Annotated in this window: 17 protein-coding genes and 1 tRNA gene; 9 read left to right on the plus strand and 9 right to left on the minus strand. The window is 42.3% G+C overall.

Annotated elements, in window-relative coordinates; translation table 11 throughout:
- Positions 1–9 precede the first annotated feature (9 nt).
- Both WC490_06610 and WC490_06615 read right to left on the minus strand, forming a co-directional pair.
- Positions 10–1053 carry a heparan-alpha-glucosaminide N-acetyltransferase domain-containing protein gene (locus tag WC490_06610; protein ID MFA5098277.1) on the minus strand — a complete coding sequence of 348 codons (1044 nt, stop codon included), beginning with the start codon at positions 1051–1053 and terminating at the stop codon, positions 10–12.
- 63 nt (positions 1054–1116) lie between these two features.
- On the minus strand, positions 1117–1716 hold the full coding sequence (locus WC490_06615; protein MFA5098278.1) for a pentapeptide repeat-containing protein: 600 nt from the start codon (positions 1714–1716) through the stop codon (positions 1117–1119).
- Positions 1717–1952: 236 nt separating this feature from the next.
- On the opposite strand from WC490_06615, the gene WC490_06620 reads away from it, so the two are divergent.
- Both WC490_06620 and WC490_06625 read left to right on the plus strand, forming a co-directional pair.
- Positions 1953–2393, plus strand: a complete 441-nt coding sequence (locus WC490_06620; protein ID MFA5098279.1) for an ORF6N domain-containing protein — start codon at positions 1953–1955, stop codon at positions 2391–2393.
- A gap of 125 nt (positions 2394–2518) precedes the next feature.
- Positions 2519–2591: transfer RNA gene (locus tag WC490_06625), tRNA-Asn, on the plus strand.
- Here the strand turns inward: WC490_06625 and WC490_06630 are convergent.
- Complete coding sequence (locus WC490_06630; protein ID MFA5098280.1) at positions 2557–4014, minus strand: recombinase family protein; 1458 nt, start codon at positions 4012–4014, stop codon at positions 2557–2559. The two genes, WC490_06625 and WC490_06630, sit on opposite strands and share 35 nt — an antisense overlap.
- Before the next feature lie 183 nt (positions 4015–4197).
- The gene (locus tag WC490_06635) at positions 4198–4725 is read right to left on the minus strand and encodes a DNA-processing protein DprA (protein ID MFA5098281.1); all 528 of its coding nucleotides are present in this window, start codon (positions 4723–4725) and stop codon (positions 4198–4200) included.
- Positions 4726–5403: 678 nt separating this feature from the next.
- On the opposite strand from WC490_06635, the gene WC490_06640 reads away from it, so the two are divergent.
- From WC490_06640 to WC490_06655, 4 genes are all read left to right on the plus strand, one after another.
- Positions 5404–5670 (plus strand): hypothetical protein, encoded by a 267-nt coding sequence (locus tag WC490_06640; protein ID MFA5098282.1) that lies wholly within the window; start codon positions 5404–5406, stop codon positions 5668–5670.
- A 264-nt stretch (positions 5671–5934) separates the two neighbouring features.
- Positions 5935–6207, plus strand: coding sequence for a hypothetical protein (locus WC490_06645; protein MFA5098283.1), 273 nt, complete (start codon positions 5935–5937; stop codon positions 6205–6207).
- Positions 6207–6455, plus strand: a complete 249-nt coding sequence (locus tag WC490_06650; protein MFA5098284.1) for a hypothetical protein — start codon at positions 6207–6209, stop codon at positions 6453–6455. The genes WC490_06645 and WC490_06650 overlap by 1 nt, the downstream gene beginning before the upstream one ends.
- Positions 6452–7519: a hypothetical protein gene (locus WC490_06655; GenBank protein MFA5098285.1), complete on the plus strand. Its 1068-nt coding sequence runs from the start codon at positions 6452–6454 to the stop codon at positions 7517–7519. The genes WC490_06650 and WC490_06655 overlap by 4 nt, the downstream gene beginning before the upstream one ends.
- Positions 7520–7600: 81 nt before the next feature.
- Here WC490_06655 and WC490_06660 read toward each other — a convergent pair whose 3' ends face one another.
- Positions 7601–8491, minus strand: a complete 891-nt coding sequence (locus WC490_06660) for a hypothetical protein (GenBank protein MFA5098286.1) — start codon at positions 8489–8491, stop codon at positions 7601–7603.
- Positions 8488–9462: a site-specific DNA-methyltransferase gene (locus WC490_06665; protein ID MFA5098287.1), complete on the minus strand. Its 975-nt coding sequence runs from the start codon at positions 9460–9462 to the stop codon at positions 8488–8490. The genes WC490_06660 and WC490_06665 overlap by 4 nt, the downstream gene beginning before the upstream one ends.
- Positions 9463–9848: 386 nt before the next feature.
- Between WC490_06665 and WC490_06670 the strand changes: the two genes are divergently transcribed.
- From WC490_06670 to WC490_06680, 3 genes are all read left to right on the plus strand, one after another.
- Positions 9849–10139 (plus strand): GIY-YIG nuclease family protein, encoded by a 291-nt coding sequence (locus tag WC490_06670; protein MFA5098288.1) that lies wholly within the window; start codon positions 9849–9851, stop codon positions 10137–10139.
- A 96-nt stretch (positions 10140–10235) separates the two neighbouring features.
- Positions 10236–10733 carry a Fur family transcriptional regulator gene (locus tag WC490_06675; protein ID MFA5098289.1) on the plus strand — a complete coding sequence of 166 codons (498 nt, stop codon included), beginning with the start codon at positions 10236–10238 and terminating at the stop codon, positions 10731–10733.
- Position 10734: 1 nt separating this feature from the next.
- Positions 10735–11445, plus strand: a complete 711-nt coding sequence (locus WC490_06680) for a peroxiredoxin (protein ID MFA5098290.1) — start codon at positions 10735–10737, stop codon at positions 11443–11445.
- 72 nt (positions 11446–11517) lie between these two features.
- Here WC490_06680 and WC490_06685 read toward each other — a convergent pair whose 3' ends face one another.
- The 3 genes from WC490_06685 to WC490_06695 all read right to left on the minus strand — a co-directional run.
- Positions 11518–12006: a DUF6790 family protein gene (locus WC490_06685; GenBank protein MFA5098291.1), complete on the minus strand. Its 489-nt coding sequence runs from the start codon at positions 12004–12006 to the stop codon at positions 11518–11520.
- A gap of 48 nt (positions 12007–12054) precedes the next feature.
- Entirely contained in the window at positions 12055–13080 is a 1026-nt protein-coding gene (locus WC490_06690) for a PDDEXK nuclease domain-containing protein (GenBank protein ID MFA5098292.1), read from the minus strand.
- Positions 13081–13218: 138 nt separating this feature from the next.
- Positions 13219–13517: hypothetical protein (locus WC490_06695; GenBank protein ID MFA5098293.1), on the minus strand; the 299-nt coding region annotated here is incomplete at its 5' end.

Consider the following 13517-nt stretch of genomic DNA (forward strand, 5'->3'; position numbering starts at 1 on the left):
AGCCGAAAATCATCCGATCAGGAATTTGACAAGGAAAGGCCTAGCGCTCCAGCGGCCTTTCAAATATCTTATTCCGTAAGCGGTGGCGATCAAAAAAAGCATGAAAAGAGCGTACAGTACTATAAAAACATCAAAACTCTGCCCCGGCCAGAATACTCCCAGCAAATATTTGATGAGCGCAAGGTGGAAGATATATGTAAAGAGAGAGCTTTCTCCCAACACCTGTAAGGGCTTTAAAAGCTTAAGTCCGGGATTTAGGTCCACCGCGGAAAAAAGCGTAAGGATGATGCCTATCGAGGTCACTATGTAGCCGATCGTCGGAAAGTAGAAGAGCTCGCTGTAATTTTCGCGGATCAAAAGCGGACCGGGATATACAGCCCACAAAGCCGCCCCGGATGCCAGGATAAAGAGCCCGATCAGGAGCGACTTTTTGCTGCCAAAGCGCAGAGGGCTGGCCAGCCTTGCTTTTTGAAGGACCGGGCCAAGGAACGAAAAACCTAGCCAGGGAAAAAGAGGAAAAAAGCCGTCGGCTATCCAGTTCTTGGCTGTCTGTACAAAGTCTACATCCAGATTAAAAAGATTGAACGGCCTCAGGATCAGCACATCATACTGCTGATAACCAAGCAACCATCTAAAGACCGGCCCCAAAAGAAAGATCAGGAATATTGCCGCCCAGCGGGAACGGTCGCTCAGTTTTAGGAACAGGTAGGCAAGAGGCATGGAAACGCCGATGGTATAGAGCACGTCCACGCTTATAAAAGGCAGAGTGTGCCAGATAAATACATCTATGAGCGCGGCCGCGCCCAGCGTCAGCAGCCCTCTTTCCAGGTAATATCTAAAATCGTGCTCCCCTGCAGAACCCTTAAGGGCTATCATAAGGCCGCTCAGCATTATAAAAAGCGGAGCCGCAAAAGTGCCGAAGAATCTGAAAAGAAAAGGAGGCGGCATTATTAGCACATAAGCTGACATATTGGCCGCCACCATGGTCAATATCGCTATCCCGCGCATGATGTCGATAGACACATCCCTCTTTTTCTTCTGATCGCTTTCCATTTTTTTCTCCTTTGCTTTCTTTGGCCTTTAACAGGACATTGTATTAAAGGTCCTGATCGTCTGTCAGCCTTCTATCTTTATTCCAAAAGGAGCAAGCAGGGCTAAGACATCGGGTATGGAAAATCGTGCCTGCTTCATCCTGTTACCGGCGGGATCAATATAGTAGTTGTAAGCGCCGACAAAATTAGCCTTTTCCAGGTTCGTTTTATGAAATCTGCTTGCCTTAAGGTCGGAGTTCGAAAAATCGGAACCGGAAAGGTCGGCGTTCACGAAGTCCGTATCCCTGATAGTGCATCCCGTGAATTTGCTGTTCTTCATCTTTAAGGCGCTAAAGTTGCACAGCTCTATCCTGCATTTTTTAAAGCCCCAGTTCAGCAATGACGCATTAACAGCAGAGAATATGACGCCGAGAAGCTTGCAGTTCTCAAAAACTGTCTGCTGAAAAGTTGAGTTATCGACCTTTATATTGGAAAGATCGCAGTTAATAAAACTGCAGTCTACAAAGGATGACCAGGAGAATTTGCTCTCATTGAAAGAACAGTTCTTGAACACGCAGTCAGAGAATTCTTTTTTACTGATGTCATGCTTATTCAGGACAACATCGGTAAATGTCACCCCCTCATACGCCTGCTCACTAAAGTTTTGAATAACCTGTTCGATCATTTGGACCATAATACCAATTATAGTCCGATGTGGTCAATGTTTAGGTGATCAGGCGGGAAAATTGCTGCCCTTCGACTCGGGGGCTCGCTCAGGGCAAGTAACCGACATAAAGGAGGGCTTTATTCATGAAAAGATCCAATAAGGTTGATGAGGGTGTTGAAAAATCCAACAGCCAAACAATTATACCTATCGAGATCATAGAAAACAGGATATTTCTGATCAGAGGATAAAAAGTCATGCTTGATAATGATCTTGCTGAATTGTACGGGGTAGAAACAAAGAACTTTAAAAGAGCTGTCAGAAGAAATATTTTCCGTTTTCCGCATGATTTCATGATCAAACTTACGATTGAAGAACAAAGTGCTTTAAGGTGCCATTTTGGCGCCTTAGAAAGAGGCAAACATTCAAAATATTTGATGTACGCTTTTACGGAACAGGGCATCTCAATGCTGTCCAGCGTTTTGAGCAGCAGAAGGGCTATATCCGTGAATATCCAGATCATGAGAACTTTCACAAAATTAAGAGCAATGTTATCTGGATATAAAGAGTTAAGAGAAAAGATTGAGGAAATGGAAAAGAAATATGACGGACAATTCAAGATCGTTTTTGAAGCTTTGAAGGAAATGCTATATGAAAAGGAAAAGCCAAAAGCAAAAATCGGTTTTTTAAGGGATTAAACTGGACGATTAGCCACGGGTTTGTGATATAATTTTGTTTATAATCCCCTGTAGCCCATCGACTCGCGCTTCGACAGGCTCAGCGCTCGCTCGGGGCTTAGAGGATAATTGTTTGGGAGTGGTAATCCCCTGTAGCTCAATCGGTAGAGCACCTGACTGTTAATCAGGTTGTTGCTGGTTCGAGTCCAGCCGGGGGAGAATCTTTTTTGTTGCAAACCATTGTTGATGTTAGGCGGCTTGGAGGCGTCGCAAGATGCCGACAAGCCGCCTGATCTTTATTATCACCACAAAACTTATGTTCCGCCGGAGGTTCGCGAAGCGGACCGGAGGCGGGCTCTACGCTCTCGGAATACAAAATTTTGACTTCTATTGTCTCTTTCGAATAAATGACCTTTTCGATGTGCCTTTTCAGTATTTCCCGCTTCTCATATTTACCCGCAAGAGCTGATGCTTTTACAATATTTTCAAGGGTTTTCATGAAGTTTTCGGCTGAAAAGCCATTTTGCGGTGATCGCACCCCCTGTAGTTCGAGTCCTGCGGTCGTATCCTTCTTTTCATTGTTAAGTCTAAAAATAAAATCTTCCGCGAACTGTTTGTTCTTTGACATCATGTCGAGATTATTGATGATAAAAGCTTCCAGGCGGTCCGCGCTTATCTGCCTTGTCCCGCACGCGGAGCAGTCTCTTTTATATGTGCTTGAGCATCTGTAATAGAAATACCGGGTCTGTTTCCCTTTCTTGTGTTTATTGCTGAACACAGAAGACATTATCGAGCCGCACTCTTTGCACTCGATCATTCCCGGGAACAGCGTATTATTAAAGGCCTTCCCTCTTTTAATCCGGTATTTCTTGAATTCCTGCGTATCATCAAATAGCTTTTGGCTTATTATCGGCTCATGCAATCCGTCATAGATGTTATCCCTGAATTTAATCTTACCCAGATAGATCACGCCTTTTCTTAATATCCAGGTGATCTCTGATTTTGAGAAGACCTGCTCTTTTCTGTAAAGGATCTTCTTATCTTTGAGCAAGTCATAGATTTTACCGATGGATTTTGTTTCGATAAAAACCTTGAATATGGTCCTGACGATCCTTGCTTCATCAGGATTTATGATAAGTCTCTTGTTCTCGAGCTTATATCCGTATGGAGCCGGTCCGCCATGCCAGAAACCTTTCTTTGCTCTTTCGATCATTTTATCTCTCGTCCTTTCACTGATAAGCTCCCGCTCAAACTGGGCAAAGGTGAGCATTATATTCCTTAACAGCCTTCCTGACGGCGTCGAAGTGTCAAACCTTTCAGTAACGGATATGAAACTGACATTGTGATTATCAAATATCTCTATGAGGTGATAAAAGTCTTTCGGAGACCTTGTCAGCCTGTCGATTTTATAAGCAATTACGGAGTTAATAAGTCCATGTTCTATGTCATAGAGCATTCTTTGAAGGCTTGGCCTTTCAAGACTTGCCCCTGAATAACCCTGGTCTGAATAAGCGTCATGGATTTCAATATCGTCCTGGCTTTTGATGAACGACTTTATCTTGAGTTCCTGTGCCTCGCATGAATTAAACTCTACCTCTGCCTGATTATCGGTAGATACTCTTGTATAGATTGCAGCTTTCATATTATTTACCTCCTTTTATGGTAATTAAGCTTTTCAATTCCTTGATCAAAATGTTATGGGATTTAAAACTACTCAATTTCTCTATGTAATCAAGAAATTTTTTGCAGGATACTTTTGCAGAATTACTGCAAGGATAACCAACATGGCAATAACAACATGGATGAATTGGATATATAGGCATAACTAGATCACCCCCCTTGTATTAAAGACATGACAACGGTAGGCCAGATCAGGCGGAAGCGAAGCCCCGCCGCCGCAGAGAAACACAATGACCGGAACACCCCGGGAAACAGCCTGACGAACCGTGTAGAGAGAACCGCGTGAAGCGCCATGGAGAAAAGCCACAACAACAGAGGACCCGGAAACCAAACGCCTATTGCGGCCAAGAAGAGCAGAAACAGCGACAGGACGAGGAGAACCGGCAGAAGCAGAACCCCAGACAACCTGACCACCGGCCGCAATGAAACGCCCAATATCAGCCTGCGTGGAAGAAGGAAAACCCGAAACAGAAGCCCAGGCAGAATAAACAACACCGCGGGCAGAAGCCCCCTGACGCAGAACCGCAGACAAAGCAAACTGATCAGCGCCCACGGCACCACCGGAAGCCACAGAATAACCACGGGACAGAAAAGCAGCCACAACCTGATCAACGAGCGGAGCAAAACGGACCGGAAGAGAACGGGACCCGACAACACCAACAAAATGACACATATGTGACACCTCCTTGAGCTTCAAGTAGCATTTCCCCGCCGCTGTCACCCGTCAGGGGCGTAAGGAGGCAGAGCAAGGACTCTGCCGACTGAAGCAGGGAGCGCAACGGAGCGAGCCCGAACTCTATGTGTCCTTGGAAAATGTGAGGGCAAGTGAAGTGAAGCGACCTTGACAGCGAAAAAGCGGGGAAATGCTATCATGGAAAAACAGGAGAAGTTACTTAATAGATAGCAGTGGCCCTTGGATAAGATTTAAAAAGGCACATCGAAAAGTGGCATTTATTCGACAGAGGCAATAGAAGTCATTTTTGTATTACGAGAGCGTAGAGCCCGCCTCCGGTCCGCTTCGCGAACCTCCGGCGGAACATTTGTTTTGCGGTGTTAATAAAGATCAGGCGGCTTGTCGGCATCTTGCGACGCCTCCAAGCCGCCTAACATCAACAATGGTTTGCAACAAAAAAGATTCTCGACCGGCACTGCACTTGCCAACCCTTCGACAAGCTCAGGGCTTTGTTCTTTCTCTATGCATACCTAACACCTTCGCGGATGCCAACCTCCATATGGCCAGCGCGCACCTTAGCCCCACTAGAATGATTGCGCTGGCCAAGTCAAAAACTGTTGATATTTCATCTGTATTTGTTTCGTGATATAATATATCACTTGTGAATATAGAAGAAATATGGAAAACATACAACTATCAAAGCTAACTAAAAAGATAGACATAATAGTAAATCTACTACTTGAGAAACGACAGAAGGAAAACAAGTATTCAGATGAAGATCAAGCATTATATTTAAGTTCTTTTGGTCTCTCTCCTTCAGAAATAGGCGCTCTGTTAGCAAAGAGTTCAAATGCCGCAAGGGTTTTACTTGCAAAGTTAAGAAAAAAAGGGCGACTGCAAAAGTATAATCCAATGATAGGAGAAAATTGTGCCAGAAAAAAATGATAAAGAAATCATTGAACGCCTAAATATTATTATTAATTTGCTTCTAAGGATATGCATTGACAAGAAATTGAAATTCACATCAAGAGAACAAATAAAGATATTGAATGACATAGGGATATCCTCAGGAAATATCGGCAAGATCATTGCTAAAAAAACGCACTATGTTACTGCGAATCTATCGCAAATCAAGAAAAGGATTAATAACCATAATGTTTGATTGTAAGCCAAAAAGTATTAATCAAAATTAGCAAACCGGAGGACAAAATGCCAAACATTAAAAGCGAATCGGCTGATCGTTATGCGGGCATCACTTCTGCTCTTTCCTCACTACAAATAAAACTCGATGCAATTTGTGCAATTCTTCTTAGATTAACAAATGATGAAGCCCTGGAAAAATGGGAAAAACAAGACAGACCCAATATGGTAAGAATGTTAATTAATCTTGGATTTGACAACAAGGACATCTCAAGAGTCGCAAGTCTCACCTATGGCTCAGTAGCGAATATTCGTTCAAAGATAAAGGGAAGAATAAAATAATGAATAATCAGGCATCTTTTGACAAAACAAATTTTGATCTCTCATTTGTCGCTAGACAAATACAACTAACAAATAAATTGTTGGCTATAGTTGCTACGGATAAAGACTTCTCTAGTCATCCCCAAGATCGCCAAATCTCAATTTTAGGAAAAATGGGATTTAGGCAGTGTGAATTAGCGGAAATATTTGGCGTAACAAATCAATATATAAACAATGTGTTTCGGAAGTTTAAAATCAAGCGTTCTTGAAAATAGATAATAAGAGCCTTCACACATTATTAATTCTGGGGGCAGGCGCAACTAGAGGAGCTCTTTCCACCCCATCTCCGAATAAGATTAACCCTCCTTTAAATTGTGATTATTTCGATATTTTAGAAAAATATGTTCACACCACTGAAGGGAAAAAGTATTTATCCGCATACAATCGATTAAAAAACTTCATCGATAACGAAATAGGTCAAAAAGGCATAGAAAACATATCGATGGAGCAGGTATTTAATGTCCTTTTTATTTCCAAAGATTTACCCGAAATATTTAACAAAGGAAGGGGAAGACGGCGTTTAGCTGGTTATAGGCAGGGGGTTAAAGACTTTCTCTCATTGTTAATCAGATTATTCCATTTTATTCAACTCCATAGCAAAAACAAAAATAGCATAAACCATTACGAGCTTATCGTTAAAAATCTCTCAGCTGGCGACATAATCATGTCTCTTAATTACGACACACTAATTGATAACGAACTTGTTAAGGGCGGCTGGAATCCTTCTAAGGGATATGCCTTCAAGCCGCAGATTAAATATGAAACACCAAAAACAAAAATATATTCTGACAATTTAAGGGATGTTCTATTATTAAAACCTCATGGTTCTTTTAATTGGTTTGCAAAGGGATCATTTAATAATTTAGAAAAAGCGCTTGAGCGAAGGCCTGTGTCAGTTGTTATTCTTTCTAAACTCCCCAGATTGTATCAGAATAAAAAAGACAGATTATTACATTTTTTTATCCCACCATTATATACAAAGTATTTCAAAAACTCATTTTGGACAAACTTATGGGTAAAAACCTATGAGGCAGCAAAACGAGTGGATCGCATTGTCATAATTGGATGTTCTTTAATAGCAACTGATTATCATTTGAGAGCCATACTATCAAAAGCAATAACTGATAAAAAAACGAAATACAAAGAAATTGTTGTAGTTGATAAAAGCAAAAGAACACGGGAGAAATTAAAATCATTTTTTCGCGGTTCTGCTCTCAATGGCGTAACAACATATTCAAACTTTTCCACTTTTTGTATAAAAACGCTTAAATAATATATTTTATAAGGGAAACGCCTTTTTCACATTCCAGATGACAAAAGATGATGCTATTAATGTGTAGCAAACACAATTTATTTAAAGGAATTTCCAAATATCCCCGCATAAAAGACGATCAAACGTTCTAATCTGATCCTTTAAGATGTCCTCAGTTAACATATTCGGGCGAATATCGCAATAATAAACACCATCAAGTGGATTCAATTTAACAGTATACCCACGAAAGTGCCCGGGCAAAAAAGTTGCGTTGATACCGTACTTATTCTTTTTACTTGTGTTCTTACGTTGCACATCATTAAGAAACACCGCGATGTGCGGAGTATTTGTATCAGTGAGTTTGCTATATAAAAACTTATCAATGAATATCTTGTCAATTCGATCCTTGCTGGATGTTTTTATTGATCCAATCAACTTAATCTTTTCATCCGTCTTAATGACCAAATCATGTTGATAACTCATTTTGAATTGTTCTTTCCCTCTAAGCATGACCGGAACTTGAATGACACCAGGTTCACACTTAAGACCAATACTGCGAATTACAAGGCGAATGAGATGCTCAAATAAATCCCCATTGATTTTACGAGCAGTATTAGATTTTCCCACAGGCAAAGCATCTAGAGCAGAACCTATTGACATCTGTAATGTATAAACAAATCGATTTATTCTTTGTCTATCATCTGTTGAAGTTATATCTTTAACATTTTTAAGTGATTCAATAAATGTCTTTTTATTTAAGAGAAATTCAGTATTTGTGTACATAAGCCGAGAATTGATTGGGCGAGTAATTTGATATCCACCATCAGAACCGTATTGATAGAACTGATAATGATTCTCATTTTGAGAAACAATTACTGCTTGCAATTTAGTAGCGACATATTCGAGATACAGCTCGGCAAAGTCAACAAAATTACCAAGAGCCTTGAATTTTGACTTATCTGTTGCTATTTTAGTAATTTGCTTGATTTTCATCTAATGGAATTTCTCCGTTTAAGATTTTCGAAGTCATATTGTCTCCAGTGCTCAATCGGCCAATCCTCCACGAGTTCAATTCTATTTACTACCCATTCTAAATATTCAGACGAAATATCACAGCCAATCCATCTCCTCTTCAATTGTTCTGAGCATACAGCGGTTGTACCCGAACCAAGAAATGGATCAAATATTAAATCGTTTTGATTTGAGGATGCGGAAATTATCTTTCTTAAGAGTTCTTCTGGCTTTTGTGTCGGGTGTGGTGTTTTTTCATGCATTCCATTACAGGTGGTTGGTATCTCTAAAACATCTTTTGGCTTTGCTCCATTTGGGTTTGGTTCCCATAAATGTTGTTTGCCATTTCCATATTGGCTGGTTAATGCCTGGGGGTGCTCAGGATATTTTAATGTATGATCAGAATATGGGATTCGCACTTCATCAACATTAAATATAAAATCCTTGCTTTTCCTGAAATGCAAAATACTTTCATGTGATCTTCCCCATTCGTTTGTTAAGTTTGCTTTATTTTTATAGTGCCAGACGATCCACCGGCAATTATCAAAATATTGCATTGCTGGAGACTTTATGTCGGCAAGTATTTCAGAAAATCCACATACATATAACGAACCCATTTTTTTTAAAATTCTTGCAGCTTCTTTTATCCATTTTATGGACCAATTAAGATAGTCTTGCTGAGAATTAAAGCGATCCCAATCAGCTTTCTTAATATTGTAAGGTGGGTCAGCAAAAATTAAATCGATCGAATCACTATCCAATCCTTTCATCACGTCTAGACAGTCACCTATAAATATTTTGCCATTTGGATGTTCATAGTAAAGGTGAGGCTGAGATGAGTCTTGTTGTTTCTGACTATCAAACACCTTCCCCTTGAATTGTTTTTGACCAAAAAACTCATCGATTTCTGTCTTGCGTTTAAAAGTTGTCTTTGTCGGCGTCGATGCATCCATATTGGTTGATATTATAGCACTTTTTGTTTGATTTATTAAAACAATAAGAGCAGTTAATTAGCCCTCTTCGCGGGGTGTGGGGAAGCGAAGAGGGCTAATCCCATACCATATGTTATAATCTCCCTATATCTTTCTTTCGGCATCCGTGAATAGTGTTAGGTATGCATAGAGAAAGAACAAAGCCCTGAGCTTGTCGAAGGGTTGGCAAGTGCAGTGCCGGTCGAGGACTTCGACTCGGTCGCTTACGCGACCTCGCTCAGTCCAAGTCTCTTATTAAAGAGAAGGATTATTCGTTAAAAAACGAAGTCGGCTGAGCGACACTGAGCGAGGCATTGAGTCCGACGAAATGCCGAGTCGAAGTGGAGTCGAAGCCTAAAGATCAATATATGCCCTACCACCTTTATATCCTGCAATGCACCAACGGATCACTTTATACCGGAATAACAAATAACCTTGAAAGAAGGTTCAATGAGCATTTTTCCGGCAAAGGCTGCAAATATACCATTGCCAACCCCGCCAAAAAGATGAGATATACAGAGAAATTTGAAACCCGCAGTGAAGCGGCAAAAAGAGAAGCGCAGATAAAGGGCTGGACAAGGACAAAGAAGCTTGCTTTGATCAAAGGACATAAGGGAATACTTAAAACTTCCGCAAGATGTAAAAACAGGCAGAAATAAACGGCGAGCAAGCGAGCCGAATCCAGGACCAAAATCACACCCCGCCTCCTTTACCCGCTAATTGACAGATAGTAATTATTACTATATAGTATATACATGCGCAAAAAGAGGTCAACAGGCCGAATAACGCACGAACAAAACCCCCTGTCCGGACACGGGCTTAAACTGACCCCTCAGCGGACAGCCATTTACGATCTGATCAAGGACTCCAGGCAGCATCCTTGTGCGGAGCAGGTGTATAGATCGGTCAAAAAACAGCTCCCCAATATCTCATTTGACACGGTATACAGGACCCTGCAAAGCTTTTCGGAAGCCGGTCTTATAAACGCCGTAGAAAACCACGGCAGGAACCAAAGATTTGATCCCAGGACAGAGCAGCACCACCATTTCCACTGTATAAACTGCCGCAAGATAGTGGATTTTGACTGCAAAGAGTTTGACAGCCTGCTGGCACAAAAACAGATGCAAAAAGGGTTCAAGATAATTAGAAGGCGGGTAGTGTTCGAGGGTTTGTGCAAAGACTGTCAAAAAGAAAGGAGAAAAACCGACACGGCCCGCGGCCCAAAGACCAATAGCATAAAAAGGAGTTCTTGACATGGAAAACAGCAGCCCCTGCGCCCACATGCCCCTGATCAACGAAAAAGCGCCTTCGTTCAAAGCGGTAACCACCCAGGGCGAATTAAACTTTCCGGACCAGTACGCGGGAAGCTGGGTCATTTTGTTCAGCCATCCTGCCGATTTTACCCCGGTGTGCTCGTCGGAATTCATGACCTTTGCTTCTCTGTCAGAAAAATTCGAAAAGGTCAATTGCAAACTTGTCGGGCTTTCTGTTGACGGGTTGTACAGCCATATAGCATGGCTAAGGACCCTGAAGGAAAAGATCGAATATAAGGGTATGAAGAATGTCGAGGTCCAGTTCCCCCTGATAGAGGACATAACGATGGAGGTAGCAAAAAAATACGGCATGATACAGCCGGGGGAAAGCTCGACAAAAGCGGTCAGGGCGGTCTTTGTCATAGATCCCAAAGGCATAATCAGGACCATACTGTATTATCCGTTAAGCCTGGGAAGAAATTTTGACGAGATCTACCGAATTGTTGTGGGATTGCAGACAGCGGATGCTTTTTCCGTTGCTCTTCCCGCGGACTGGCAGCCCGGGGACGATGTTATCGTTCCTACCGCCGGCTCATGCGGAGTTGCCAAGGAAAGAATGTCGGGCAAAGAAGACATAAAGTGCTATGACTGGTTCTTCTGCACCAAGAAACTTCCAAAAGAGAAGGTTTTTGGCGCGATAATGAAGAAATGACGGTATAACCGGCACAGGCAAAAATACGGGGCCGGGCGGCTGATAAGAAGCCCCCTGCCCCGTTCATTTTGGCTAAGAGGAAGCAGCTCCTTTTTCCATCCTTTGCAACAGCACATATAGGCAGATTAGCACAAGCGGCATGATAAGGTCGCTGACAATGATAGAGGGCCCGATGTTGTAGGCCGCACTGTTCCCGCCTAAGATAAAGTCCTTTACATGCCCTGCCATACAGCCCAAAAGGAACACCGCATTAACAAGGATGGCCGCCAGCCAGAACTGCCCCCTAAAAAAGATGCACATTATGCCAAGGCTGCCCATTGCTATGTCCGCTACGCCGACTTCGTACTGAAAAGGGCTTCCCGCGCCCCAGCCTATCATTTTGGCCACTTCGGGCCCGTTAAAGATATGCGCCGCGCCCGCCAGGATATTGCCAAAACCAATGTTTATCACTATCAGATAAAGCAGGATAACTTCGACGATCTTTTTTGGGGACCTGTTCTTCATAAGTACAAGATGTATCAAAACCGCAACCAGAGTAATAAGCAGAAAGAACATTGCCATGGGCTGCCTCCTTTGAACTCTTCCACGGTTAAGCGGGATATCGATCTATTATATCCCATTCTCCCCCATAAGGGCTTTAACATTTTCCGGCGACGGCAGCTCTCCTTTAAGTTTTTTGGGTAACTGTTTAAGGATCCTATATTTTGCAACACCTATGGGGCCTGAACTTTTTCTTAAAGCGTACTCGACTATGGTCCGGTCCTTGTCTTTGCAAAGGATAATACCGATAGACGGATTCTCACCTCTTAATTTGACGAGATCGTCCAAAGCTGCCAGATAGAACTGCATCTTTCCGACATATTCCGGAATGAATTTACCTATCTTTAGCTCGATCGCCACCAGGCACTTGAGTCGTCGGTGATACAGAAGAATATCTATAAAGAAGTCATTGCCGTTGATCTCCAAGCGAAACTGATTCCCCATAAACGCGAACGCACCGCCCATCTCCGCAAGAAATTTGCTCACTTTAGCGATCAAAGCGGCTTCAAGTTCCTTCTCCCCGTATTCTTCTCCAAATTCCAAAAAATCAAACATGTATTCATCCTTAACCGCAAACCTCGCCTGGTTTTTTATCCTTTCAGGAAGGTTCTTATTAAAACTGGTCTGATTAAGCATCGTCCGTTCATATGTTTTGTTGTCTATCTGATGGATCAGGGCATTCTTTGTCCAGCCATATTTTTGGGTCATGCGGATATAAAATTCCCTCTCAAGATCGTTCTCGCATTTATCGAGGATTATCAAATTGTGCGTCCAGCCGATTTCTGCAACCAATGGTTGCAGTTTTGTGTTGCTTTTGTATGTCTTGTAAAAATTGCGCATATACCATATATTCCTAAAGGAAAAGCCCTTTGTACCCGGAAATTCCTTTTGCAGATCAGCCGCCAACTTTTTTACGATCGAGCCGCCCCATTTATTCCTTTTTTGTCTTAAAACGATCATCTTCCCGATATCCCAATACAGATTTATCAGCTCCTTATTAACGGCTTTAAGCGCCTCATACTGCGCTGCTCTGATGCGTTCCTTTATTTCCCTCAAAAATCTATGATACCCGGCACCAACGACCTTGCTTCCCATATGTATCCTCCTTCCATTGTGGGATTTTTCAACACCTCCCCTAGCCTTTTCACGCTCAAAGATAGCTTTTGGGGACTTCAATACACCTTTAGTAGCAATTTCCCCACCAGGATAGAGCCTAAAGTGATGGGGGCCGGCTTATTGGGGGGGGTTAATGAGCTCGTATGAATTAGCTCTTGAAGAGCCCAGGTGCGAGGCCTTAACTCTGCCTTTAAAGGGGTTCTTTTTCCAGCGCTTAAAGAAATCATCCGGCGATCCAAAGCGGGAAAAAACATATCGCGCGGTTTTGGCGGAGGCGGCTATCATAGAAGGTATCTTTTTGAACTCAAACGGCCCCGCATCAAATATCCCCGGGTTGATTATCCTGACCGCTATTTTGTTCCTTATAAAGACATCGTCATTAATATAGCGGTTGATCTGTGAAAACGATGTTGTAA

It is taken from the genome of Candidatus Margulisiibacteriota bacterium, assembly GCA_041650635.1.
Taxonomy (GTDB): domain Bacteria; phylum Margulisbacteria; class WOR-1; order JAKLHX01; family JBAZKV01; genus JBAZKV01.

Bases quoted from the DNA above. Each gene is read 5' to 3' on its own strand.
- WC490_06645 (MFA5098283.1), top strand. From the start codon at position 5,935: ATGCCAAACATTAAAAGCGAATCGGCTGATCGTTATGCGGGCATCACT.
- WC490_06680 (MFA5098290.1), top strand. From the start codon at position 10,735: ATGGAAAACAGCAGCCCCTGCGCCCACATGCCCCTGATCAACGAAAAA.
- WC490_06620 (MFA5098279.1), top strand. From the start codon at position 1,953: ATGCTTGATAATGATCTTGCTGAATTGTACGGGGTAGAAACAAAGAAC.
- WC490_06630 (MFA5098280.1), bottom strand. From the start codon at position 4,014: ATGAAAGCTGCAATCTATACAAGAGTATCTACCGATAATCAGGCAGAG.
- WC490_06640 (MFA5098282.1), top strand. From the start codon at position 5,404: ATGGAAAACATACAACTATCAAAGCTAACTAAAAAGATAGACATAATA.
- WC490_06685 (MFA5098291.1), bottom strand. From the start codon at position 12,006: ATGGCAATGTTCTTTCTGCTTATTACTCTGGTTGCGGTTTTGATACAT.
- WC490_06665 (MFA5098287.1), bottom strand. From the start codon at position 9,462: ATGGATGCATCGACGCCGACAAAGACAACTTTTAAACGCAAGACAGAA.
- WC490_06690 (MFA5098292.1), bottom strand. From the start codon at position 13,080: ATGGGAAGCAAGGTCGTTGGTGCCGGGTATCATAGATTTTTGAGGGAA.
- WC490_06670 (MFA5098288.1), top strand. From the start codon at position 9,849: ATGCCCTACCACCTTTATATCCTGCAATGCACCAACGGATCACTTTAT.
- WC490_06635 (MFA5098281.1), bottom strand. From the start codon at position 4,725: ATGTGTCATTTTGTTGGTGTTGTCGGGTCCCGTTCTCTTCCGGTCCGT.
- WC490_06615 (MFA5098278.1), bottom strand. From the start codon at position 1,716: ATGATCGAACAGGTTATTCAAAACTTTAGTGAGCAGGCGTATGAGGGG.
- WC490_06675 (MFA5098289.1), top strand. From the start codon at position 10,236: ATGCGCAAAAAGAGGTCAACAGGCCGAATAACGCACGAACAAAACCCC.
- WC490_06610 (MFA5098277.1), bottom strand. From the start codon at position 1,053: ATGGAAAGCGATCAGAAGAAAAAGAGGGATGTGTCTATCGACATCATG.
- WC490_06650 (MFA5098284.1), top strand. From the start codon at position 6,207: ATGAATAATCAGGCATCTTTTGACAAAACAAATTTTGATCTCTCATTT.
- WC490_06660 (MFA5098286.1), bottom strand. From the start codon at position 8,491: ATGAAAATCAAGCAAATTACTAAAATAGCAACAGATAAGTCAAAATTC.